The organism is Alphaproteobacteria bacterium, from assembly GCA_041396705.1.
Taxonomy (GTDB): Bacteria; Pseudomonadota; Alphaproteobacteria; order CALKHQ01; family CALKHQ01; genus CALKHQ01.
This window is the reverse complement of record JAWKYB010000003.1, coordinates 483,606-507,855: the sequence shown is the minus strand read 5'-3', so window position 1 is coordinate 507,855 and position 24,250 is coordinate 483,606. Positions and strand designations below refer to the sequence as shown.

The window sequence follows — 24,250 nt, the reverse complement described above, 5'->3', positions numbered from 1 at the left end:
TGCCGGGTCGGGGAAGCCGCCGCGTGTCGCAGCCGGCTATTCGGCGGCGCGCGGCAGCTCGTCGACGCGCGGGCGCGCCAGCGGCAGCGGGGCGAGGCCCGCCTGCGGCAGGATCGGCGGCGGGGCGAAATCCTCCGGCCCGGCGAACAGGCCATGCCGGCCGAGCCAGCGGCCGAGGCGCGGCCGCGCCGTCGCCACGCCCAGCGGCACCGCCAGCAGCAGGCCGAACAGGATCGGCGCGCCCCAGGCGACCGCCAGCGGCGCGGTCCACGACAGCACGCCGATCAGCACGGCGCCGAGCAGGGTCTGCGGCCACAGCCCGCGCCAGGCGGCGACCCAGGACAGGCTGCGCACCGCGCGGTTCTGGCCGGACCAGCTGATCGACCGGCCGAACAGCAGCCCGATCATGAAGATGGTGATGTTCAGCGCCATCGCCGGCGCCAGCAGCATCGAGAACAGCACCTCCAGCAGGGCCGAGACGCCGAAGCGCAGGCCGCCGCCATAGCGGGCGAGACCGCCCTTGGTCAGCGCCACGTCGGCGAAACCGGCCAGCTTCGGCGCCAGGCTCATCGCGAACACGGCGATGAACAGCGCGATGCCGAGGTCGAGGTCCTCGATGCGGAAATCCTGCATCATCGCCTTCACCGTGGTCGCCAGCGTCATCGCCATCCATGCCGGCGCGGCGACGTACATCAGCAGCGCCTGGGCGATCTGGAACCGGCTGACCGGCCGCAGGCCGGGCGCGACCAGGAAGCGCCAGTACTGCATGTTGCCCTGGCACCAGCGCATGTCGCGATAGGCGAACTCGGCGACGCTGGGCGGGTTCTGCTCGTAGCTGGCGGTCTCGATCGGCAGCACCCGCACCGCCCAGCCGGCGCGGCGCAGGAACGCCGCCTCGAGCTGGTCGTGGCTGAGGATGTGGCCGCCCAGCGGCGGCCCGCCCGGCAGCACCGGCAGCTGGCAATGGTCGCGGAAGGCGGCGGTGCGCGCGATGGCGTTGTGACCCCAATAGGGGCCGCAGTCGCCGGTCCACCAGGCGCTGCCCATGGTGAACGAGCGCATGCCGTGACGCATGCCGAACTGGAAGATTCGGGCGAAGGCGCTGTCGGCCGGCGCGCCGACCACCAGCGTCTGCAGCAGGCCCAGCTTCGGGTCGGCCTGCATCGCGCGCACCATCCGCACCAGCGTGTCGGCCGCGATCAGGCTGTCGGCGTCCAGCGTGACGAAGAAGTCGTTCTCGTCGCCCCAGCGGGCGAGGAAGTCGGCGACGTTGCCGGCCTTGTAGCCGGTATTGACCTCGCGGCGGCGATAGACCGGCCGGTTGTCGGCCGGGAAGGTGCCGGCGAAATCGGCGAACAGCGCCTCCTCGGCGGCCGCGATCTCGGCCTTCGAGCTGTCGCTCAGCACGTAGAAGCGAAAGGCCGGCAGCACCCCTTCGGCGGCCAGCGCGTCGCGCATGGCGGCCAGCGCGCGGAACGACGGCGCCGGGTCCTCGTTGCGCACCACCATCGCCAGCGCGGTGCGCGCGGTCAGCGGCGCCGACCGCTCGGTCGCCGCCCAGTAGGGATAGACCGTGCGCTCCGGCCGCGCCCACGGCCCGTGCAGCAGCGCCAGCCCGATCGCCGCATTCCAGAAGCCGAGCGTGGTCCAGGGCGCCGCCACCAGGAAGCCGGCGAAGATCACCACGTCCGCCACCGACCAGCCGTCGCCGCCGAGCACGTCGGCGACGCCCCAGCCGAGCAGGGCGATGGTGGCGAGGTTCAGCGCCAGCACGATCGCGCGGCGGGCCGCCGGCGGCAGGCCGGCGGGCGCGGGGGTGGCGGGCTCGACAAGGGTCAGCGAAGGGCGCGGATCAACAGCCATGCAACGATCTCGTTGAAGGGGACGCGAGCGGCCCCCTAAGGTGCTTCCTGCAGTTTGGCCTCACATCAAGAGCGAATTGTGGCAGCGCACAACGATCCGCGCCCGAAATCTCGCAGTGCAGCAAGATCACCGCAAGTCACATTAGCGCGCGGTCGCGGGCCGCGCGCCGACGCGCTGATCTACACCGGTCCCGGCCGGGCCGCGATCGGTCAGGTAGGCCTAGGGCCGGCGGATGCCACCACCGTCGACGTTAAATCTCTGTATGGCGCGGTCAGCCGCGGCACCGAGCGGCTGGTGTTCGCCGGCGCGGTGCCGGAATCCGAGCATGGACGCATGCGCGCACCCTTCCAGGTGGGCGACTTCCCCTTTCCCGTCGCCTATGGCTACGCCACCGTCGGCGTGGTCACTGCCGGCCCGGCGCAGCGGGTCGGCCAGACCGTGTTCTCACTCAGCCCGCACCAGACCGTGAACAGGCTGCCGGCCGAGGCGGCGGTGCCGCTGCCCGACGGCCTGCCGCCGCGCCGCGCCGTGCTGGCCGCCAACACCGAGACCGCACTGAACACGGTGTGGGACGCCGGCATCGGCCCCGGCGACCGCGTCGCGGTGGTCGGCGGCGGCATCCTGGGTCTGCTGGTCGCCGCCATCGCCGCCGCGATCCCGGCGGTGGCACTGACCGTGGTCGACATCGACGCCGGCCGGGCGGCGCCCGCCGCGGCGCTCGGCGCGGCCTTCGCGCTGCCGGATGCCGCCCCGCGCGACTGCGACGTGGTGATCCACGCCAGCGCCACCGCCGCCGGGCTGGCCACCGCGCTTGCGCTCGCCGGCTTCGAGGCGACGGTGGTCGAAGCCAGCTGGTACGGCGCCGATGCGCCGGCCGTGCCGCTGGGCGGGGCGTTCCACAGCCAGCGGCTGACCATCCGGTCCAGCCAGGTCGGCCACGTGCCGCCGGCGCGACGGGCGCGCTGGAGCCGGCGGCGGCGCCTGGAAACGGCGCTCGGCCTGCTGTGCGACCCGCGCTTCGACACGCTGATCACCGGCGAGGTCGCCTTCGCCGATCTGCCCGCCGCGCTGCCGGCGATCCTGGACGCGCGCGCGCCGGGACTCGCCACGGTGGTCCGCTACGGCTGATTCGGCGTATCAAGGCACGCTTTTCACGGAGTCGGAGGGGGAGCCGTCCATGTTCACCGTTTCGGTGCGCGACCACATCATGATCGCCCATTCGCTGCCGCAGCCCTTCTTCGGGCCGGCGCAGAATCTGCACGGCGCCACCTTCGTGGTCGACGTGGAGTTCCAGGCCGCGCGGCTGAACCAGTACAACGTTGTGGTCGACATCGGTCGCGCCCACGAGGTGCTGAAGGAGACGCTGCAGCCGCTGGGCTATGCCAACCTCGATACCGTGCCCGGGCTGGAGGGCGTGCTGACCACCACCGAGTTCCTGTGCAAGCACATCTTCGACAAGGTCGCCGAGGCCGCCCGCGCCGGCCGGCTGGGCGACGGCGGCGATGCGCTGGCCGGCCTGCGGGTGACCCTGCACGAAAGCCACGTGGCGAAGGCGAGCTACGAAGGCGGGCTTTGACCGCCGCGCGCGGCCCGCACCCGTTCCTGATTCCCGGCGATCTCGACAGCCCGACCGGCGGCTATGCCTATGCCCGGGCGCTGATCGCGCACGGGCCGGCGGCCGGGCTGGCGCTGGAGCCGGTGATGCTGCCCGGCGACTTCCCGTTCCCGTCGGCGGAAAGCCTGGCGCGGACGGCGGCGATCCTGGCCGGCCTGCCGGCCGACCGCGCCGCCCTGGTCGACGGGCTGGCGTTCGGTGCGCTGCCGGACGCGGTGCTGACGGCGGCCAAGGCGCCGCTGGTGGTGCTGCTGCACCACCCGCTGGGCCTGGAGACCGGGCTCGGCCCGGCCGTCGCCGAACGCCTGCTCGAGGCGGAGGCGCGGGCGCTGACCCATGCCAGCGCCGTGCTGGTGCCCAGCGCCCACGTCGCCGCCACCCTGACCGCGCGGCTGGGCGTGACCGCGGCGGACATCACGGTGGCGCCGCCGGGCACGATGGCATTGGCGCCGGCGCCGCGCGGCAACCGCCCGCCGGTGATCCTTGCCACCGGCACCGTCACCCCGCGCAAGGGCCACGCGGTGCTGGTCGAGGCGCTGGCAGGGCTTGCGCAGATGCCTTGGACCGCCCGCTTCGTCGGCAGCCTGGACCGCGACCCCGCCTGTGCGGCTCGCCTGCGCAGCCAGATCGCGGCGGCCGGGCTCGCCGGGCGCATCGCGCTGACCGGCGCGGTCGACGACGACGCGCTGCACCGGCACTACGCCCAGGCCGACCTGTTCGTGCTGGCCTCGCACTACGAGGGTTACGGCATGGTCTTCGCCGAGGCACTGGCCGCCGGCCTGCCGGTGGTGGCGGCCGCCGGCGGCGCGGTGCCCGACCTGGTGCCGGCCGATGCCGGCATCCTGGTGGCGCCCGGCGACGCCTCAGCACTGCGCGATGCGGTCGCCGCCCTGCTGGCCGACCCGGCGCTGGCGGAGCGGCTGGCCGCGGCGGCACGTCGGGCCGGCGCCCGCCTGCCGCGCTGGCCGGACACCGCCGGCATCGTCCGCGCCGTGCTGGAGCGGGGTCGGGCGACCGGTTCAGCGCCGACTGGCTGGCGCTGCGCGAACCCGCCGACATGCGCGCCCGCAACGTCGGCCTCGCCGGCATGGTGCGCGACACGTTCGCCAAACGAGAGCGCATCGCGGTCTGCGACCTCGGCGCCGGCACCGGCTCGTCGGTACGCGCGCTGGCCGACCTGCTGCCGCAGCGCCAGGACTGGCTACTGCTCGACCACGACCCGGCGCTGCTGGCGGCGGCGCCGCGGCGCCTGTCGGCCTGGGCCGACCGGGCGGACGCCGACGGCGAGGCGCTGCGGCTGGCCAGGGGAGAGCGTCAGCTGCGGGTGACGCTGCGCCGCGCCGACCTGCGCGGGGACCTGGATGCGCTGTTGCCGGCCCGGGTCGACCTGATCAACGGCTCGGCGCTGATCGACCTGGTCTCGGATGCCTGGCTGAGCCGGCTGGCCGCGGCGGTGGCGGCGCGGGGCTGCGCGGTGCTGATGACGCTGGTCTATGCCGGTGTGGAGCGCTGGCGGCCGCCGCATGCCGCCGACGCGGCGGTGCAGGCGGCGTTCAACGCGCACCAGCAGGGCGAGAAGGACTTCGGCCCGGCGCTGGGGCCGCGGGCGGCGCAGGCGCTGGCCGACAAGCTGCGACGGGTCGGCTACGAGACCGTGATCGCGCCGAGCCCGTGGGTGCTGTCCGGGCGGCGCGACCGCGCGCTGATGCGCGCGCTGGCCGAGGGCATCGCCGCCGCGGTCGGCGAGACCGGCGCGGTGGCCGCAGACGATCTGGCGGACTGGCTGTCTGCGCGACGAAAGGCCGACATGGCCGAGATCGGCCATGTCGACCTGTTCGCGCTCCTCCCCTAAGGAGACATCCGCCGCCGCGGCCTGCGGCGGCGAATTCCGGTCAGAACAGGTTCTCCCGCGTCGTCAGCGGACACCAGCGGGAGAGCCTGAGGAACGGCAGCAGCACGGCCAGCGCGGCCGGCGTGCCGATCCGGTCCAGCGCCTCGACGGCGTAGCCCATGGTGTAGCGGTTGCCGTCGGTCAGCGCCTGCTTCAGCGCCGGCACCGCCGGGTCGCCCGCCGGGCCGAGCCGCGCCAGCGCCAGCGCCGCGTTGAACCGCACCTCGTCGTCGTCGTCGGACAGCGCCGCGGCCAAGGCCAGCGCGGCGCGGTCGGTGCCCTGCTTCAGGCCTAGCGCCTCGACCGCGTTCAGCCGCACGGCGGGTTCCGCATCGGCGCAGCCGGCGACCAGCGCGTCGATCACCGCGTCGTCGTCGCTGTCCAACTCGCCCAGGGCGAAGCAGGCGTATTTGCGTACCCGCGGCCCGCCGTCGGCGGCGCAGTCGAGCAGGGCCGCCTGCGCCGGCCGGCCGATGGCGGCAAGCCCGTGCGCCGCGTTGCGCGCCACCATCTCCAGCTCGCTCTTCTGGCCCTCGTCGATGAAGCAGCGGGCGTCGTCGACGTTGACGCCGTCGTCGCCGCGCAGGGCGGCGACCAGCGGCCCGACCGCCGCCTCGCCCAGCGCCGCCAGGGTATAGGCGGCGTCGAGGCCGACCACCTCGCTGTCGTCGCCGAGCAGCCCGACCAGCCGGTCCGTCGCCGGCGCCGCCGCGCTGCCCAGCGCCGCCACCGCGGCGACCGCCTGGGCGCGGTCGTGGTTGTTGTCGGCGTCGAGCCCGGCCAGGGCCGCGTCGAGCGTGCCCGCGCCGCCGGTCGCCGGCGCCAGCGTTCGCCCGCCGAGCCAGTGCCAGTGGGCGCGCCAGACCGGGCGCATCGCATAGTCGGGCAGGCGGGCCGGATCCCGCCACTCGTCCTCCGCGCTGTCCCAGGTCACGCCGGACGGGCGCTGCATGCGGATGAACTCGAACTTCACCATGAACCGCTTCAGGTCGGTGAAGTTCTTCATCTTCCGGTGCCAGATGTCGTAGTGGATCATCATGCAGGTGCCGGCCGGGCCCTCGGCGCAGCGGCCGAGCTGCTCGATGTCCTCCAGCCGCTGGGCGATGCACTGGCTGCCGGGGATGACGCCGGTCGGCCCGATCTGCTCGAAGATCGCCTGCGGGTAGTACATGATCATCACCCACCACGGGTGATGGTTGTGCACCTTGCGCTTGTAGCCCCAGTAGCTGTCGTGGTGCCAGACCTGGGCGTCGCTGCCCGGCGGGTTGTCGTGCAGCACCCGGTGCGGATGCATCAGGTAGCCGTCGCCCAGCACGCTGGTCAGCGCGCCCTTCACCACCGGGTCGTCGAACACCAGCTGCAGCTCGGGCACCAGCGGCAGCAGGTTGTTGCCGGGGTTGTCGTCGTTGTCCGAACCGATGATCCGGTCGAAGCGGCGGTACAGGTCCTGGTGGAACTCCGCCGGCAGCTCCGGCTGCAGCAGCAGGTAGCCGTTGGCGAGGAACTGGCGCACCTGGTCATCGTCGAGCAGCTTCGGCGTGACCGGCCGCAGCAGGTCCGGCCGGCGCGCCTGCGTGACCACGCCCTCCTCGTAGAGGAACTGACGCTGGTAACGCCATTCCGGCGGGCGTTCGCGGACTTCCATGGCTGGGCCTCCCGAGATCCGAGACGTGCTGCGTTCCCCTCGGCGCGGGACGGTCGCGGCACTTCGAAACGTTTCGGCGGAGATTACACGAGCGGCGCGATCATGCAAGTGTTCGCACCGCCGGCGGCTGCGTGTATGAACGCGTCCGACCACCGCAACGGCATTCGAGGACAAGTTGAAGCGACAGATCGCCACCATCCGCGACGTGGCCGAGGCGGCCGGCGTGTCGATCGCGACGGTTTCGGCCGTGCTGAACCAGAGCGCCCGGGTCAGCCCGGCGCGCGAGGCCCGCGTGCGCCGCGCGGTGGCGGAGCTGGGCTATGCGCCGCAGCGGTCCGCCCGCAGCCTGCGTCAGGGCAAGACCATGATGCTGTCGCTGATCGTGCCCGACATCGCCAACCCGTTCTTCGGCACGATCGGCCGGATCGTCGAGCGCGAGGCCGACCAGCGCGGCTATGCGCTGCTGCTGAACAATTCCGGCGAGGACGAGGTCAAGGAGCGGCGCTACCTCGGCCATGCCCGCGCGCAGGACGTCGACGGCCTGATCCTGTCGATCACCGGCCCGCACGAGACCTATACCCAGGACTGGCGCGAGCATATCGGCGTGCCGACCGTGCTGGTCGACCGCGACATCCCCGGGCTGGACCTGGAATGCGTGACCACCGACAACCGGCTGGCGGCCGAACTGGCGGTGCGGCACCTGCTGAGCCTGGGCCACCGCCGGATCGGCGCCGTGCTGGGGCCCGACCATCTGTCGCCGTCGCTGGAACGGTCGGCCGGATTCGAGGCCGCGCTGAACGGCAGCGACGCCGAGCGCGACCCCGAGCTGTTCCGCAAGGCGGACTTCCACAGCCCGGATGCCTACCGCAAGTGCCAGGCGCTGCTGGCGCTGCCGAAGCGCCCGACCGCGATCTTCGTCGCCAACAACCTGATGGCGATCGGCGCGCTGCGCGCCATCGCCGAGGCCGGCCTCAGGGTGCCGGACGACCTGTCGGTGGTGACGATCGACGATTTCGAGTGGGCCAACGCCTTCTATCCGCGCCTGACCACCGTCTCGCAGCCGCTGGAAGCAATCGGCCGCCGCGCGGTCGAGCGGCTGATGCCGCTGCTGCGCGGCGAGGGGCCGACCGCGCCGCGGCGCGAGCTGCTGGAGCCGGAGCTGATCGTGCGCGACAGCTGCGCGCCGCCGGCCCGGCGCAGGCGGCGCTGACCTGCGTCAAGGCGACCCGTCCCACCGCGGCCGAAAATGAAAGGGCGGTCTGCTAGGATCGCCGCCGCGCCCGTCGGGCGGGGGAAACCGGGAGCACGGACGGGCCCGTGAGCAGGACCAACAGGCTGGTGATCGCGTTGGCCGTCGTGGCAGCGGCGGCCGCCGCCGGATGGTGGTGGCTGAACGACGGCAACGGCCTGCCCGACTACATCGGCTCCGGCAACGGCCGCATCGAGGCCGAGCAGGTGACCGTCGCCACCCGCGTCCCCGGCCGGGTCGACGACGTGCTGGTCGAAGAGGGCGACAGCGTCGCCGCCGGCCAGGTGCTGGCGCTGATGGACACCGCCGAGCTGGACGCCAGCCTGGCCAGGGCACAGGCGGACATCGCCTATCAGCGCGAGGTCGCCGCGCAGGCTGAGGCCGCGATCGCCCAGCGCGAGAGCGAGCTGCATCTCGCCGAGCAGGAGCTGGAGCGCGCCGTGGCGCTGCTGGAGAAGGGCTTCATCAGCCGCCAGGCCTACGACCAGCGCGAGGCGGCAGTGGAGACCGCGCGCGCCGCGCTGCGTGCCGCAGAGGCCGCCCTGGCCAGCGCCGAGCGCGCGGTGGATGCGGCCGACGCCGAGGCCGCGCGGATCGAGACCCAGATCGACGACGCCATCCTGACCGCGCCGCGCGACGGCCGGGTGCAGTACCGGCTGGCCGAGCCGGGCGAGGTGCTGGGCGCCGGCGGCCCGGTATTGACGCTGCTCGACCTCAGCAACGTCACCATGACCGTGTTCCTGCCCACCGATCAGGTCGGCCGGGTGGCGATGGGCGCCGAGGCCCGCATCGTGCTGGACGCCGCGCCGGACTACGTGATCCCGGCCACCGTCTCGTTCATCGCCGCCGAGGCCCAGTTCACCCCGCGCGAGGTGGAAACCCGCAGCGAGCGCGAGAAGCTGATGTTCCGGGTCAAGGTCCGCATCGCGCCGGACCTGCTGCGCGCCCATGCCGACCAGGTGAAGACCGGCCTGCCCGGCGAGGCGTTCATCATGCTCGCGCCGGGCGGCGACTGGCCCGAGGCGCTGGCGGTGCGGCTGCCCGCCGCCGGGTCGTGACCGACGCGGCCGCCGCGGTCCGCGTCGCCGGCGTCGGCCACCGCTATCGCCGCGTGGTCGCGCTGGACGACGTGGCGATTGCCGTGCCGAACGGCGCCGTGGTCGGCCTGATCGGGCCGGACGGGGTCGGCAAGTCGACCCTGCTCGGGCTGATCGCCGGCGCCCGCGCGATCCAGGCCGGCACGGTCGAGGTGCTTGGCGGCGACATGGCCTCGCGCCGTCATCGCACCGCCGTGTGCCCGCGCATCGCCTACATGCCGCAGGGGCTGGGCAGGAACCTGTACATGGACCTGACCGTGGCCGAGAACCTGGCGTTCTTCGGCCGCCTGTTCGGCCAGGACCGCGACGAGCGGCGGCGGCGGATCGACGTGCTGCTGCGCGCCACCGGCCTCGAGCCCTTCCCCGACCGGCCGGCCGGCAAGCTGTCCGGCGGCATGAAGCAGAAGCTCGGCCTGTGCTGCGCGCTGATCCACGACCCCGACCTGCTGGTGCTGGACGAGCCGACCACCGGCGTCGACCCGCTGTCGCGCCGGCAGTTCTGGGACCTGATCGCCGACATCCGCCGGGCGCGGCCGCAGATGAGCGTCGTCGTCGCCACCGCCTATATGGACGAGGCCGAGCGGTTCGACCTGCTGTTCGCCATGAATGCGGGCCGGGTGCTGGCCAACGGCAGCCCGGCGGAGTTGATCGCGCGCACCGGCGCCGACAGCGTGGAGCACGCCTTCGTTGCCCTGCTGCCGGCGGCGCAGCAGGCCGAGCACGCCGAGCTGGCGATCGCACCGCGGCGGTTGCACGACGGCGCGCCGGCCATCGTCGCCGAGGGGCTGACCTGCCGGTTCGGCGACTTCACCGCGGTCGACAACGTCAGCTTCCGCATCGAGAAGGGCGAGATCTTCGGCTTCCTCGGCTCCAACGGCTGCGGCAAGACCACGACGATGAAGATGCTGACCGGCCTGCTGCAGCCCAGCGCCGGCGAGGCCTGGCTGTTCGGCGCGCGCACCAACTCCCACGACATCGCCACCCGCAAGCGGGTCGGCTACATGTCGCAGTCCTTCTCGCTCTACGGCGAGCTCAGCGTGCTGCAGAACCTGTGGCTGCATGCGCGGCTGTTCCACCTGGGCGAGGCCCGGGCGAAGGCGCGCATCGCCGCGCTGGTCGCCGACTTCGGGCTGGCCGGCTATGGCGACGAGCTGGCGCAGCGGCTGCCGCTGGGCGTGCGCCAGCGGCTGTCGCTGGCGGTGGCGATCATCCACGAGCCGGAGATGCTGATTCTCGACGAGCCGACCTCCGGCGTCGACCCGGTGGCGCGCGACCGGTTCTGGGCGCTGCTGATCGACCTGTCGCGCAACCGCGGGGTCACCATCTTCATCTCGACCCACTTCATGAACGAGGCCGAGCGCTGCGACCGCATCTCGCTGATGGATGCGGGCCGGGTGCTGGCCAGCGACACGCCGGCGGCGCTGATCGCGGCCAAGGGGGCGGGGACGCTGGAGGAGGCGTTCATCGCCTATCTGCAGGCGGCAGCCCCGGCCCGCGCCGCACCGGCACAGCCGGTGGCACCGCCGCCGGCCGTGCCCGCGCCGCCGCCGCGGCCGATGCGCTTCAGCCGCCGACGCCTGCTGGCCTACTCGCGGCGCGAGACGATGGAGCTGGTCCGCGACCCGATCCGGCTGGCCTTCGCCCTGCTCGGCACCGCCATGCTGATGCTGGTGTTCGGCTATGGCATCACCTTCGACGTCGAGGACCTGTCCTACGCCGCGCTCGACGGCGACCGCACGCCGGAGAGCCGGGCCTATCTGGAGTCCTTCTCCAGCTCGCGTTATTTCATCGAGCGGCCGCCGATCGCCGACCATGCCGAGATGGACCGGCGGCTGCAGTCCGGCGAGATCATCCTGGCGCTGGAGATCCCGCCCGGCTTCGGCCGCGACCTCGCCCGCGGCGACCCCGCCGAGGTGGCGGCCTGGATCGACGGCGGCATGCCATTCCGGGCCGAGACCGTGCGCGGCTATGTGGAAGGCCTGCACCGGGACTATCTGGCCGAGCTCGGCCGCCGTGCCACCGGGCGCACGCCGCAGTCCGCGCCGGCCACCGTCGAGACCCGCTTCCGCTACAACCAGGCGTTCAAGAGCATCAACACGATGGTGCCGATCATCGTGGCGCTGCTGCTGATCTTCATCCCGGCGGTGCTGACCGCGCTGGGCGTGGTGCGGGAGAAGGAGCTGGGCTCGATCACCAACCTGCACGTGACGCCGGTGACGCGGCGAGTTCCTGCTCGGCAAGCAGCTGCCCTATGTGGCGATCGGCATGGTCAACTTCCTGGCGATGGCCGCGCTGGCCCAGTTCCTGTTCGGCGTGCCGGTCAAGGGCAGCTTCGCGACGCTGACCGTCGGCGCCCTGCTCTATGTCATCGCCACCACCGGCCTCGGCCTCATGGTGTCCGGCTTCACCCGCACCCAGATCGCCGCCCTGTTCGCCAGCGCGATCGCGACCATGGTGCCGGCGACCCTGTTCTCCGGCATGATGCAGCCGGTCGCCTCGCTGGAAGGCGGTGCCGCGCTGGTCGGCCAGGCCTTCCCGACCAGCTATTTCATGCTGGTCAGCCTCGGCACCTACGCCAAGGCGCTGGACTTCCGCGAGCTGGCGCCGCACCTGCTGGCGCTGGCCGCCTTCTTCCCCGTGCTCACCGCGGTCAGCGTGCTGCTGCTGCGCAAGCAGGAGCGCTGAGCGTGCGCTGGCTGGCGACCGTGTTCCGGCTCGGGGTCAAGGAGCTGTACAGCCTGCGCCGCGACTACGTGCTGCTGGTGCTGATCGCGTGGGCGTTCAGCCTGTCGGTCCACACCGCGGCCACCGGCGTGGCGCACGACCTGCGCAACGGCTCGATCGCGCTGGTCGACCAGGACCGCTCCGCGCTGTCGGCCCGCATCGCCGAAGGCTTCCTGGCGCCCAGCTTCAAGCCGCCCGACTTCATCGACTTCGCCGAGATCGACCCGGCGATGGACGTCGGCCGCTACACCTTCGTCGTGGTGATCCCGCCCGGCTTCGAGGCCGACGTGGTCGCCGGGCGCAGGCCGGCGGTGCAGGTCGATGTCGACGCCACCGCGATGATGCAGGCCGGCATCGGCGCCGGCTACATCGCCGCCATCGTCGGCGAGGAGGTGGCCCGCTTCGTCGACCCGGCCGGGCGGGCGGCGCCGGCGCCGGTCAGCCTGCGCGCGCGCTATGCCTTCAACCCGAACCTGACCAGCTCCTGGTTCACCAGCGTGATGGAGATCATCAACAACGTCTCCATGCTGGCGATCGTGCTGACCGGTGCGGCGCTGATCCGCGAACGCGAGCACGGCACCATCGAGCACCTGCTGGTGATGCCGGTCGGCCCGCTGCAGATCATGCTGGCCAAGGTCTGGGCCAACGGCCTGGTCATCCTGGTCGCGGTCGCGCTGTCGCTGTGGATCGTGGTCGAGACGCTGCTGCAGGTGCCGGTGGCCGGCTCGCGGCCGTTGTTCCTGGCCGGCGTGGTGCTGTACCTGTTCTTCGCCACCGCGCTCGGCATCTTCCTGGCGACGCTGGCGCGGTCGATGCCGCAGTTCGGCCTGCTGTTCATGCTGGTGGTGCTGCCGATGAACATGCTGTCCGGCGGCGAGACACCGACCGAAAGCCAGCCGGAGGCGCTGCAGGCGCTGATGCAGGCGGTGCCGTCGACCCACTTCGTCGCTTTCGCCCAGGCGATCCTGTTCCGCGGCGCCGGCCTCGGCATCGTCTGGCCGCAGTTCGCGCTGGTCGCCGCGATCGGCGGCGCCTTCTTCGCCTTCGCCGCGATCCGCTTCCGCCGCAACATCGGCGCGCTGCGCGGCTGACCCGTTGATCCGGGTCAAGGAGCCGCCGCACAAGCGGGCCTAGGGTCGAAGCGGTCGCGGCGCGGCAAGGGGCGCCGCAGCGAGACACGGCAAGGAGGACCTGGCCATGGCCGATCTGGCGCATTCCCACGCCCAGACCGAGGCGGTCGGCGTGTTCGAGACCCACGAGGCGCTGGAGGCGGCCGTCGACGACCTGCTCAGCGACGGCTTCGACCGCGCCGATGTCAGCCTGCTCGCCGATGTGCCGACGGTCGAAGCCAAGCTCGGCCACCGCTATCGCCGGGTCGACGAGGTGGAGGACGAGGCCGACGCACCGCGCACCGCCTTCGTCTCGACCGAGACCCGCGGCGAAACCACCGGCGGTCTCGTCGGCGCGCTGGTCTATGTCGGCGCGGTGGCGGCGGCCGGTGCCGTCGTCGCATCCGGCGGCGCGCTGGCCGCAGCCCTGGTCGCCGCGGCGGTCGCCGGCGGCACCGGCGGCATGATCGGCGCCGCTCTCGCCCGGCTGATCGACGTGCGCCACGCCCATGCGCTGCAGGCGCAGATCGAGCGCGGCGGGCTGGTGCTGTGGGTCAGGACCCGCGACCCGATGCACGAGGCACGGGCGGCGCGCATCCTGGACAAGCACGGCGCCCGCGACGTCCACGTCCACGCCTTGGACTGACCGGCGCGCGAGGACACCGCACCGCCATGGGCCCGGACGATGCAAAGGAGCGGCTGACCTACGACCGCGTCGTCGCCGTCGCCGGGCAGATTCCGGCGTGGAAGGTCTCCGCGATCCTGGCGCTGGGCGCCACGGTCGACGAGCTGGAGCAGGCCGTCGCGCTGGTGTCCGCCGAGGCCGGCATGGACGGCGCGCCGCACGTGGCGCGCGCCAGCCGGGTCGGCAGCATCCACGACATCCTGGCCGGCGAGCGCATCGAGGGCAGTTGAGGCCGGCTGGGCGGCGGCCGAAGGAGGAGCAGCATGCTGACCATTTCGCCGGAGACGGTATGCCGGATCGTGATGAAGGCCCGCGCATTCGACGCCAAGGTCGCGCCGAACCTGTCCGACCCCGGCTCCAACCCCACCGACGACAACGAGGCGGCAGTGCTGGCCGACTATGGCGACGACCCGGTGGTGCAGGAACTGAGCAGCGCGATCGAGGACCTGAACGCGGACGCGCAGCTCGACATCATCGCGCTGACCTGGCTCGGCCGCGGCGACTTCGACGACTGGGCCGAGGCCCGCGAGCAGGCCGCCGACACCGCCGGCCGCAACATGCCGGACTACTTGCTCGGCATCCCGCTGCTGGCGACCTATCTGGAGGAGGGGCTGGCGCAGCTGGGCCACTCCTGCCAGCCGTTCGAACAGGGCCATCTGTAGCGGCGGCGCCCGATGCCCGACTTCCCGATCCTGCTGGTCTGCTATTCGCGCAGCGGTCGCACCCGCACCGTCGCCGCCCGCGTGGCTGAACGCTGCGGCGGCCGGCTCGCCGTGATCGAGGACGTGCGCAGCCGCGCCGGACCGTTCGCCTATTTCCGCTCCGCCTTCGAGGCCCTGAAGGGTCGGCTGCCGGCGATCCGCGAGCCCGATGCCGATCCGGCCGCCCATGCGCTGGTAGTGCTGGCGACGCCGGTCTGGGCCGGCCGGATGGCCGCGCCGATGCGCAGCTGGCTGGCGCGCCACGCCGGGCAGATCGGCCGGCTCGCCGTGATCTGCACCCAGGGCGGTTCCGGCGCCGACCAGGTCGTCGCCGCGATCGAGGCGGTCTGCGGCCGGCCGGCCGAGGCCAGCCTGGTCGCGACCTCGCGCGAGGTCGACGACGGGCGTTACGCGGCGATGGCCGATCGGTTCGCAGCCCGCCTCGTCGCGCTCGCCGCCGACGCAGCGGACTGAGCGGCGGCGCGGCACGCCACCGGCGCCAGCGTTCCGCTCCCAAGCAGCCGCGCCGCGGCTGTGCGCCGCATCACAGCCCGCGCGGACCGTGGTGAACCGCGTTCACTTCTGCCACGCCCTACATGCACCACCGTCGCGATCATGCCGGTGGAGTGTTGGAGCAGGTCATGAACATCCATGGCGTCTTCAGGTCCGCCTTCGTCCTCCCGCTGCTGGCGCTGCCGGCGGCGGCGCCCACCCCGGCCCTCGCCCTCGACAACGGTCTCGGCTATACCCGCTGCGAGTGCGGGTGCGACCTGCCGGGCGGCAGAAGCGTCCTTCTCACGGTCGCCAACCACGGCATCGGCTGTGCCGCCTTCAACAACCGGCCCTGCAACAGCGAAAACCCCAACACCGGGCTGATCGAGACCGGCCGCATCTTCCAGTGCTGGCCGGACGACGACGTGACCATCACCGACGATCCGCGCTTCAACGGCACGTTCACCACGGGCGGGTCCACGCCGGTGCCGCAGACGGCGCTGCCGCAGTCCGGACAGGGCGTGAACGGCCAGTAGCCGGTTGCCCGTCGTGCCTGAGCCGGCCGAATAGCGCGGCGCGCCTGGCGGCCCCAGCGCCGGCTCAGGCGCCTTCCTCGATCTCGCCGGCTCAGGCGCCTTGCTTGATCTGCAGCTTCGCCCAGCTGTCGCGCAGCCCGACGGTGCGGTTGAACACCGGCTTGTCCGGCGTCGAGTCCGCGTCGCGGGTGAAATAGCCGAGCCGCTCGAACTGCACCGGCGCCTCGCCGGCCTGCGCCAGCGCCGGTTCGAGGGCTCCGGTCACCACCTTCAGCGAGTCGGGGTTGATGTCGGCCAGCCAGTCGCCGGCGCTGCCCGGCTCCGGCTCGCGGAACAGGTGGTCGTAGAGCCGCACCTCGGCCGGCACCGCGTGGGCGGACGACACCCAGTGCAGCGTGCCGCGCACCTTGCGCCCGTCCGGTGCGTCGCCGCCGCGGGTGGCGGGGTCGTAGGTGCAGCGCAGTTCGACGATCTTGCCAGCAGAGTCCACCATCACGTCGTGGCAGGTGATGAAATAGGCATAGCGCAGCCGCACCTCGCGGCCCGGCGCCAGCCGGAAGAACTTGTTCGGCGGGTTCTCCATGAAGTCGTCGCGCTCGATCAGCAGCTCGCGGCCGAACGGCACCTGGCGCGTGCCCGCGGCCGGGTCCTCCGGGTTGTTGACCGCATCGAGCAGCTCGCCCTCGCCCTCCGGGTAGTTCTCGATCACCACCCGCACCGGGTCCAGCACCGCCATCCGCCGTTCCGCCGTCTTGTTCAGCAGCTCGCGGATGCAGTGGTCGAGCAGGGCGCGGTCGACCAGGTTGTCGGCGCGCGCCACCCCGACCCGGCCGATGAAGTCGCGGATCGCCGCCGCCGGCACGCCGCGGCGCCGGAGCCCGCGGATGGTCGGCATGCGCGGGTCGTCCCAGCCGGCGACGTGCCGGTCGGTGACCAGCTGGATCAGCCGCCGCTTCGACAGCACGGTGTAGCCCAGGTTCAGCCGGGCGAACTCGTACTGGTAGGGCCGCGACGGCACCGGCAGGTTGTCGATCAGCCAGTCGTAGAGCGGCCGGTGGTCCTCGAACTCCAGCGTGCAGATCGAATGGGTCACGCCCTCGATGGCGTCGGACTGGCCGTGGGCGAAATCGTAGGTCGGATAGATGCACCAGGCATCGCCGGTACGCGGGTGATGGGCGTGCAGGATGCGGTAGATCACCGGGTCGCGCAGGTTGATGTTGCCGGACGCCATGTCGATCTTCGCCCGCAGCACGCGCGCGCCGTTGGGGAATTCGCCGGCGCGCATGCGGCGGAACAGGTCCAGGTTCTCCGCCGGCGCGCGGTCGCGCCACGGGCTCGGCCGGCCCGGCTCGGTCAGCGTGCCGCGATAGTCGCGGATCTCGTCGGCGCTGAGGTCGTCGACATAGGCCTTGCCGTGCCCGATCAGGTGCTCGGCCCAGGCGTAGAGCTGCTCGAAATAGTCCGAGGCGAAGCGCAGGTGATCGCCCCAGTCGAAGCCCATCCAGCGCACGTCCTCCTGGATCGCCTCGATATACTCCTGCTCCTCCTTCACCGGGTTGGTGTCGTCGAAGCGCAGGGTGCAGTGGCCGCCGAATTCCTGCGCCACGCCGAAATTCAGGCAGATCGACTTGGCGTGGCCGATGTGCAGATAGCCATTCGGCTCCGGCGGGAAGCGGGTGACCGGCGCGGCGACGCGGCCGGCGGCGATGTCGGCGCGGACGATGTCGCGGATGAAGTCGCGCCGCCCGGCATCGGCGGCGTCGGCGGTCTCGGGCGAGGCGGGCACGGGCGACCTGCTGTCTGTTCGGTTGACGGGCCCGCCGAGAGGCGGGCGCCGGTCTCATGCCACAGATGGCCGGCGCGGCCAAGCGCAGCGACGCTTGCGGCAGATCAACCCGCGTCCCGGCGGACCGCGCTAGCCTGCCGGCGTGGGACCACGGATACCGTGCGTCCGCAGCGACGGGGGATGGCGATGAGCGCGACCGGACTGCCTGTTTTCGACGAGACCGTGCAGCTGACCAACATCTGGCTGAACGAGCTGATGGAGGCGATGGGCTGGACCGATCGCCACCGCGCCTATCTGGGGCTCAGGGTCACGCTGCAGCAACTGCGCGACCACCTGCCGGTCGACGAGGCGGCCCACCTCGGCGCCCAGCTGCCGATGCTGGTGCGCGGCTTCTACTACGAGGGCTGGCACCCGGCGCACAAGCCGCTGAAGGCGCGCGACCAGGACGCCTTCCTGATCGCCCTGCACAACGGCTTCCGCCAGCTGCCGACCGACGAGCCGATCGACCCTGCGGCGGTCGCCGGCGCGGTGTTCGGCCTGGTCGGCCGCCGCATCGCGGCGGGCGAGGCGCGCCAGGTGCGCGAGGCGCTGCCGCGCGGAATCCGCGCGCTGTGGCCGGAGCCGGCGGCAGCCGCTCACGGCTGATTTTCCGCCCGGTTCGGGCCGTCGCCCGGCCCCGCCGCGCGCGCCGCGCGGGTCCGGGGCCGCTATTGACTTCGATGCGACACAACGCGGAGAGTGCGCGGACAACAAGCGCGGCCACGGCAGTCGCCGAAACCGGCCCGCGCAAATTGGCCAACGGGAGGATGCCAATATGCGGTTCAGACACATGCTCGGCCTCGTAGCCTGCTCGGCCGCCCTGTGGAGCACCACGGCGCTGGCCCAGGCGATCGTGCCGCAGAAGGGGATGGAAGCCGACCTGGTGTTGCTGCCGAAGTTCCTCGGCATCCTGCCGTTCGACCAGGCCCACCAGGGCGCGCAGGAAGCCCATGCCGAGCTGGAGAACCCGGGCGAGCTGCTCTATGTCGGCCCGACGCCCGAGAACAGCGTCGCCGGCCAGATCGAGATCATGACCACGGCCGCCACCCAGGGCCAGGACGCCGTGATGCTGTCGAACAACGCCGGCGACCAGATCGCGCCGGCGGCGGTCGCGGCCGGCGAGGCCGGCGTCAAGGTGGTGACCTGGGATTCGCCGATCCCGTCCGCCGAGGGCGAGATCCTGTTCGTCGCCCAGGTCGACTTCACCGAGATCGGCGTGGTGATGGCCGACATGGCCCACTCCATCCTCGGCGGCGAGGGCCAGTTCGCCATCCTGTCCGCGACCCCGGACGCGGCCAACCAGAACGCCTGGATCGCGGCGATGCACACCGCGCTCGAGGATCCGAAATACGCCGGCCTCGAGCTGGTCGACACCGTCTATGGCGACGACATCTCCGAGGTCAGTTACAACCGCGCCCTCGGGCTCATCGACCAGCATCCCGACCTCGGCCTGATCATGGCGCCGACCTCGGTCGGCATCGTCGCCGCGGCCAAGGCGATGCAGGACGAGGGCCTGTGCGACCAGGTCAAGGTCTCCGGCCTGGGCGTGCCGGCGGAGATGGTCTCCTACACGCTGAACGGCTGCGCGCCCGAATTCGCGCTGTGGAGCTTCGTCGATCTCGGCTACCTGACCTACTACGTCACCTACCTGATCGCGACCGGCCAGATGGCCGGCGAGGTCGGCGACACCTTCGAGGCCGGCCGCATGGGCACCTACACGGTCGAGAAGGACCCGACCCGCGACGTCGGCAACCGCGTGCTGATGGGCCCGTTCACGGTCTACAACGCGGAGAACGTCGAGGCCGCCGCGCAATAGGCCGAGCCCCCGGCCCGTACGGCCCGTCGCGGCGGGCCGGCTACGGGCCGGGAACTTGCCCGAACGCCGGGCTCCAGGCCCCGTCATAGCCCTCGCGTCATGCCCGGCCTCGTGCCGGGCATCCACGCCTCCTGCGGCAACAGCCGCAAGGGCGTGGATGGTCGGGACCGACCCGACCAAGACGGCCGGGGCCTTTCCGAGAAAGGCGCGCGACCGCCCCGATGACCGAACCCGTCCTGCAGCTGCGCGGGATCTCCAAGCGCTTCGCCGGCACCGAGGTGGTCAGCGGCATTTCGCTCGACCTGCTTCCCGGCGAGATCCACGCGTTGGTCGGCGAGAACGGCGCCGGCAAGTCGACGCTGATCAAGATCATGACCGGCGTGCACCAGCCCAGCGCCGGCGAGGTGCTGGTCGACGGCAGGGCGGTGACCATCGCCAACACCCAGGCGGCGCAGGCGCTGGGCGTGGCGGCGATCTTCCAGGAGCCGATGGTGTTTCCGGACCTGGACGTGGCCGAGAACATCTTCATCAGCCACCTGCGGCTCGGCGCCTTCGTCAACTGGCGCCGGATGCACGCCGAGGCCCGCGCGCTGATCGCCCGCCTCGGCGTCACCCTGGACGTCACCCGCCCGGCCAGCGGGCTCACGCTCGCCGAACAGCAGACGGTGGAGATCGCCCGCGCCATCTCGCTCGACGTCAGGGTGCTGATCATGGACGAGCCGACCGCCTCGCTGTCGGCGCACGAGGTCGAGCAGCTGATGAAGATCGCCCGCACCCTGCGCGAGCAGGGCGTGGCCGTGCTCTACATCAGCCACCGGCTGGAGGAGGTGTTCGCGCTGGCCGACCGGGTGACGGTGCTGCGCGACGGCAAGCTGATCTCGACCAACCCGACCGCGGCCGTGACCGGCGACAGCCTGATCCGCGACATGGTCGGCCGCAACCTGGAGGACTATTTCGGCCGCGAGGTCAGCCACCGCACCGGCGACGTGCTGCTGTCGGTCGAGGGCCTGGGCAAGGCCGGCGTGTTCGGCGGGGTCGGCTTCGAGGTCCACCGCGGCGAGATCCTGTGCTTCGCCGGGCTGATCGGCGCGCGCCGCACCGACGTGGCGCTGGCGCTGTTCGGCGTGGAGCCGGCCGACGCCGGCACGATCCGCTTCGACGGCCGGCCGGTATCGATCGCATCGCCGCGCGCCGCGCTGCGGCTCGGCATCGCCTATGTCTCGGAGGATCGCCGCAAGCTGGGCCTGGCGCTGCCGATGTCGATCGTCGCCAATATCTCGCTGCCGACGCTGGACCGCTTCCTCACCGGCTTCGGCCTGATCCGCCGCCACGCCGAGTTCGCCACCGCCGAGCGCTTCCGCGAGCGGCTGAACATCCGCACCACCAGCCTGGACGTGGAGGTCGGCAAGCTGTCCGGCGGCAACCAGCAGAAGGTGATGCTGAGCAAGTGGCTGAACGCGGAGCCGAAGCTGCTGATCGTCGACGAGCCGACCCGCGGCATCGACGTCGGCGCCAAGGCCGAGGTGCACCAGATCATCCGCGACCTGGCCGCGGCCGGCGTCGCGGTGATCGTAATCTCGTCGGACCTGCCGGAAGTGATGGCGCTGGCCGACCGCATCCTGGTCATGCGCGAGGGCCGGCAGATGGGCGTGTTCGACGCCGGCGACGCCACCCAGGAACAGGTGATGCGGCTGGCCACCGGCCAGACGACCCGCCAGGACGCGGCCTGAGATGAGCTGGCTGATCGACCGGCTGCACCCGCAGACGCTGCGCCTGCTGGCGCTGATCGTGGTGATGGCGCTGGTGATCGTCTTCTTCGGCAGCGTGGTCGACAACTACTACAACGCACGGATGTTCACCCGGGTGACCACCAGCGTGGCGATCGTGCTGCTGATCGCGGCCGGCCAGTCGCTGGTGGTGCTGACCCGCAACATCGACCTGTCGGTCGGCTCCATCGTCGGCTTCACCGCCTATTTCGTCGGCGACCTGCTGGCCGGCACGCCCGATCTCAGCCCGGTGCTGGCGGTGCTGGTGGCGGTGGCGGTCGGCGGGCTGTTCGGCGTCGTCAACGGGCTGGTCGTCGCCTATGGCCGGGTGCCGGCGATCATCGTCACGCTGGGCACGATGGCGCTGTTCCGCACCCTGCTGGTCGAGTATGGCGAGGCGCGGTCGATCACCACCCAGTCGCTGCCGCAGTGGCTGGTCGAGCTGCCGCCGGTGAACCTGTTCGAGCTCGGCGGGCTGCAGTTCCGGCTGACCTTCGTCATCGCGGTGGTGGTGGTGATCCTGGTCCACCTGTTCCTGACCCGGCTGCGGCTGGGCCGCAAGTTCTACGCCGTCGGCTCCAACCCCGAGGCGGCGGTCACCGCCGGCATCAACACGCGCTGGATCGTGTTCCTGGCCTTCGTGCTGTGCGGCGCGCTGGCCGGGCTGGCCGGCTTCCTCTACCTGGCCAAGTTCGGCAACATCACCGTCACCGCCGGGCTGCAGCTGGAGCTGAAGTCGGTGGCGGCGGTGGTCGTCGGCGGGGTCAACATCTTCGGCGGCTCCGGCAGCGCCATCGGCGTGCTGCTGGGCGCGATCCTGGTCGACCTGATCGACAACAGCCTGGTGCGCTGGGAGCTGATCTCCGAGTTCTGGCGCGACGCCGTGCTCGGCCTGATGATCCTGCTGGCGGTGGCCGCCGACAGCTTCCTGCTGCGCCGGCTGGTGTTCGTCCGCCAGCGCCGCGCCGCGGCGCGCCAGGCCGCGGCCGAGGCGGCTGCCGATCCGACGACCCGGGCGGGCGGGCGGCCGGCAACGACGCGGGAGGGCGGCTGACATGGCTGCCGCCCGGCCCCGCTCGGCCCTGCAGATCGTCGGCGCCCGCCTGCTCGGCTGGGAAGGGTTCCTGCTGCTGATCCTGGTGGCGACCGTGGTCGCCAACGCGGTGATCTCGCCGGAGTTCCTGACCGTCGGCAACATCGTCAACCTGTTCCAGCTGTCCAGCGAGAAGATCGTCATCGCGCTGGTGATGACCCTGATCATCATCAACGGCGAGATCGACCTGTCGGTCGGCTCGATGATGGGGCTGAGCGCCTGCCTGTTCGGCTGGCTGTTCGAGCACGGGGTGGCGGCCGAGCTGGCCATCGTCATCGCGCTGGCCGCCGGTGCCTTGGGCGGCGCGTTCAACGCCTTCTGGATCACCCGCATCGGACTGCCGTCGCTGGTGGTGACGCTGGCGATGATGATCGGCTTCAGCGGCGTCGCCCGCATCCTGGTCGAGGACCGCGGCGTCACCGGCTTCCCCGACTGGTTCGACGCCCTCGGCCGGGAGGCGCTGATCGGGCCGCTGCCGCTGGCGCTGGTGGTGTTCGCCGTGCTGCTGGTGACGATGGTGGTGGTGCTGCACTTCTCCGGCTTCGGCCGCCAGGTCTACGTGATCGGCAACAACAAGGAGATGGCGCGCTATTCCGGCGTGCGGGTGAACCGCGTCAAGGCGATCCTGTTCATCGCCTCGGGCACCGTCTCCGCCCTGGCCGGGCTGCTCTACACCATGCGCGTCGCCTCGGTGCGCGGCGACATCGGCACCGGCTTCGAGCTGGACATCATCACCATCGTGCTGCTGGGCGGCATCAGCATCTTCGGCGGCTCCGGCACGCTGTTCGGCGCGCTGCTGGCCATCCTGATCGTGCTGAACCTCAGGAACGGGATGCAGCTGGTCAACATCACCGGCCACATCCAGACCGGGGTGATCGGCCTGCTGCTGATCCTGTCGGTGCTGGTGCCCAACGGCCGGGCCTGGCTCGGCGGGTTGATCGGCCGCACCGGCGCCCGGCAGGAGTGACGCGCCGCGTCGCCGGCTCTCGCCCTTGGCGCGACCGGACGTTATGTTAACGATAACACGACAGCGTTCTGCCAGGGAGGGACCGACGATGGGCTATGCCCCCGCCGCCGCGCGCTATGCGGCGATGACCTACAACCGCTGCGGCCGCAGCGGGCTGAAGCTGCCGGCGATCGCGCTGGGGCTGTGGCACAACTTCGGCGGGCTGGCGCCGCGGGAGAACGCCCGGGCGATGTGCCGCACCGCCTTCGACGCCGGCGTCACCCATTTCGACCTGGCCAACAACTACGGCCCGCCGCCGGGCTCGGCCGAGGAGGCATTCGGCGCGATCCTGCGCGCCGACTTCGCCGCCCACCGCGACGAGCTGATCGTCTCGACCAAGGCCGGCTATCGGATGTGGGACGGGCCCTATGGCGAATGGGGCGGCCGCAAGTACCTGCTGGCCAGCCTGGACCGCAGCCTGCAGCGGCTGGGCCTGGACTATGTCGACATCTTCTACTCGCACCGCTTCGACCCGGACACGCCGCTGGAGGAGACGATGGGCGCCCTGGACACGGCGGTGCGCCAAGGCAAGGCGCTCTATGTCGGCATCTCGTCGTACAATGCCGAGCAGACCCGCCGCGCCGCCGCGATCCTGCGCGAGCTGGGCACGCCCTGCCTGATCCACCAGCCGAGCTATTCGATGCTCAACCGCTGGATCGAGGACGACTTCCTGCTCGACACGCTCGCCGGCGAGGGCATGGGCTGCATCGCCTTCTCGCCGATGGCCCAGGGCCTGCTGACCGGCCGCTATCTCGACGGCATCCCGGCCGACAGCCGGGCGGCGGCCGGCACCGGGCTGTCGGCCGGCCGGATCGACGAAGCCATGCGCGCCCGGCTGCGGGCGCTGAACGACATCGCCGCCGCACGCGGCCAGACGCTGGCGCAGATGGCGCTGGCCTGGGTGCTGCGCGATCGGCGGATGACGTCGGCGCTGATCGGTGCCAGCCGGCCGGAGCAGATCGCGGACTGCGTGCGCGCGCTCGACGCGCCCGGCTTCGACGACGCCGAGCTGCAGCGGATCGAGGCGGTGCTGGCCGGATAGGCCGCGAAAGCCGGCGAAAAAGGCCATCGCCGGCTTGACATCGCCGGCCCCGCCCGGTATCAACCGCGCCTTCGCACGCGAAGACCATCGCGCAT

Annotated in this window: 21 protein-coding genes and 1 pseudogene; 19 read left to right on the top strand and 3 right to left on the bottom strand. The window is 72.0% G+C overall.

The features are described 5' to 3' along the window. Nucleotides 1–36: 36 nt before the first annotated feature. Nucleotides 37–1,863 (bottom strand): glucans biosynthesis glucosyltransferase MdoH, encoded by a 1,827-nt coding sequence (mdoH, locus tag R3F55_05850; GenBank protein MEZ5666944.1) that lies wholly within the window; start codon nt 1,861–1,863, stop codon nt 37–39. Between the two features lie 333 nt (nt 1,864–2,196). On the opposite strand from mdoH, the gene R3F55_05845 reads away from it, so the two are divergent. From R3F55_05845 to R3F55_05830, 4 genes are read left to right on the top strand one after another with little or no spacing between them, the layout of a single operon-like run. Continuing rightward, complete coding sequence (locus R3F55_05845) at nt 2,197–2,991, top strand: zinc-binding alcohol dehydrogenase (GenBank protein MEZ5666943.1); 795 nt, start codon at nt 2,197–2,199, stop codon at nt 2,989–2,991. 49 nt (nt 2,992–3,040) lie between these two features. After that, nucleotides 3,041–3,439 (top strand): 6-carboxytetrahydropterin synthase, encoded by a 399-nt coding sequence (locus tag R3F55_05840; GenBank protein MEZ5666942.1) that lies wholly within the window; start codon nt 3,041–3,043, stop codon nt 3,437–3,439. Continuing rightward, a complete protein-coding gene (locus tag R3F55_05835) occupies nt 3,436–4,806 on the top strand; it encodes a glycosyltransferase family 4 protein (protein ID MEZ5666941.1) in 1,371 nt (456 codons plus the stop codon). The genes R3F55_05840 and R3F55_05835 overlap by 4 nt, the downstream gene beginning before the upstream one ends. Then, on the top strand, nt 4,803–5,330 hold the full coding sequence (locus R3F55_05830) for a hypothetical protein (GenBank protein MEZ5666940.1): 528 nt from the start codon (nt 4,803–4,805) through the stop codon (nt 5,328–5,330). The genes R3F55_05835 and R3F55_05830 overlap by 4 nt, the downstream gene beginning before the upstream one ends. Nucleotides 5,331–5,370: 40 nt before the next feature. On the opposite strand, the gene R3F55_05825 is transcribed toward R3F55_05830, so the two are convergent. Then, complete coding sequence (locus R3F55_05825; GenBank protein ID MEZ5666939.1) at nt 5,371–7,014, bottom strand: HEAT repeat domain-containing protein; 1,644 nt, start codon at nt 7,012–7,014, stop codon at nt 5,371–5,373. A gap of 175 nt (nt 7,015–7,189) precedes the next feature. Between R3F55_05825 and R3F55_05820 the strand changes: the two genes are divergently transcribed. The 9 genes and pseudogenes from R3F55_05820 (at nt 7,190) to R3F55_05780 (ending at nt 15,607) form a co-directional block, all read left to right on the top strand. Next, nucleotides 7,190–8,224 carry a LacI family DNA-binding transcriptional regulator gene (locus tag R3F55_05820; protein MEZ5666938.1) on the top strand — a complete coding sequence of 345 codons (1,035 nt, stop codon included), beginning with the start codon at nt 7,190–7,192 and terminating at the stop codon, nt 8,222–8,224. 107 nt (nt 8,225–8,331) lie between these two features. Continuing rightward, the gene (locus R3F55_05815) at nt 8,332–9,321 is read left to right on the top strand and encodes an HlyD family efflux transporter periplasmic adaptor subunit (protein ID MEZ5666937.1); all 990 of its coding nucleotides are present in this window, start codon (nt 8,332–8,334) and stop codon (nt 9,319–9,321) included. Then, nucleotides 9,318–12,045: pseudogene (rbbA, locus tag R3F55_05810) on the top strand (ribosome-associated ATPase/putative transporter RbbA). The gene R3F55_05815 and the pseudogene rbbA overlap by 4 nt, the downstream one beginning before the upstream one ends. Before the next feature lie 269 nt (nt 12,046–12,314). After that, entirely contained in the window at nt 12,315–13,175 is an 861-nt protein-coding gene (locus tag R3F55_05805) for an ABC transporter permease (GenBank protein ID MEZ5666936.1), read from the top strand. 106 nt (nt 13,176–13,281) lie between these two features. After that, nucleotides 13,282–13,839, top strand: coding sequence for a hypothetical protein (locus R3F55_05800; protein MEZ5666935.1), 558 nt, complete (start codon nt 13,282–13,284; stop codon nt 13,837–13,839). Nucleotides 13,840–13,865: 26 nt separating this feature from the next. After that, a complete protein-coding gene (locus tag R3F55_05795; protein MEZ5666934.1) occupies nt 13,866–14,108 on the top strand; it encodes a hypothetical protein in 243 nt (80 codons plus the stop codon). 33 nt (nt 14,109–14,141) lie between these two features. Next, nucleotides 14,142–14,540, top strand: a complete 399-nt coding sequence (locus R3F55_05790; GenBank protein ID MEZ5666933.1) for a DUF3775 domain-containing protein — start codon at nt 14,142–14,144, stop codon at nt 14,538–14,540. Between the two features lie 12 nt (nt 14,541–14,552). Beyond that, a complete protein-coding gene (locus R3F55_05785; protein ID MEZ5666932.1) occupies nt 14,553–15,053 on the top strand; it encodes a flavodoxin in 501 nt (166 codons plus the stop codon). Nucleotides 15,054–15,220: 167 nt separating this feature from the next. Beyond that, entirely contained in the window at nt 15,221–15,607 is a 387-nt protein-coding gene (locus tag R3F55_05780) for a hypothetical protein (GenBank protein MEZ5666931.1), read from the top strand. Nucleotides 15,608–15,698: 91 nt separating this feature from the next. Here R3F55_05780 and R3F55_05775 read toward each other — a convergent pair whose 3' ends face one another. Beyond that, nucleotides 15,699–17,393 carry a glutamine--tRNA ligase/YqeY domain fusion protein gene (locus R3F55_05775; protein ID MEZ5666930.1) on the bottom strand — a complete coding sequence of 565 codons (1,695 nt, stop codon included), beginning with the start codon at nt 17,391–17,393 and terminating at the stop codon, nt 15,699–15,701. Nucleotides 17,394–17,579: 186 nt separating this feature from the next. Here R3F55_05775 and R3F55_05770 point away from each other — a divergent pair, with 186 nt between their 5' ends. The 6 genes from R3F55_05770 to mgrA all read left to right on the top strand — a co-directional run bounded on the left by R3F55_05770 (nt 17,580) and on the right by mgrA (nt 24,155). Next, on the top strand, nt 17,580–18,038 hold the full coding sequence (locus R3F55_05770) for a DUF2267 domain-containing protein (GenBank protein ID MEZ5666929.1): 459 nt from the start codon (nt 17,580–17,582) through the stop codon (nt 18,036–18,038). 169 nt (nt 18,039–18,207) lie between these two features. Continuing rightward, on the top strand, nt 18,208–19,248 hold the full coding sequence (locus R3F55_05765) for a substrate-binding domain-containing protein (protein ID MEZ5666928.1): 1,041 nt from the start codon (nt 18,208–18,210) through the stop codon (nt 19,246–19,248). 221 nt (nt 19,249–19,469) lie between these two features. After that, nucleotides 19,470–20,978: a sugar ABC transporter ATP-binding protein gene (locus R3F55_05760; GenBank protein MEZ5666927.1), complete on the top strand. Its 1,509-nt coding sequence runs from the start codon at nt 19,470–19,472 to the stop codon at nt 20,976–20,978. A 1-nt stretch (nt 20,979) separates the two neighbouring features. Further along, on the top strand, nt 20,980–22,068 hold the full coding sequence (locus R3F55_05755) for an ABC transporter permease (protein ID MEZ5666926.1): 1,089 nt from the start codon (nt 20,980–20,982) through the stop codon (nt 22,066–22,068). A 1-nt stretch (nt 22,069) separates the two neighbouring features. After that, a complete protein-coding gene (locus R3F55_05750) occupies nt 22,070–23,074 on the top strand; it encodes an ABC transporter permease (GenBank protein MEZ5666925.1) in 1,005 nt (334 codons plus the stop codon). 88 nt (nt 23,075–23,162) lie between these two features. After that, complete coding sequence (gene mgrA / locus R3F55_05745) at nt 23,163–24,155, top strand: L-glyceraldehyde 3-phosphate reductase (protein ID MEZ5666924.1); 993 nt, start codon at nt 23,163–23,165, stop codon at nt 24,153–24,155. The last annotated feature ends 95 nt before the right edge of the window (nt 24,156–24,250 follow it).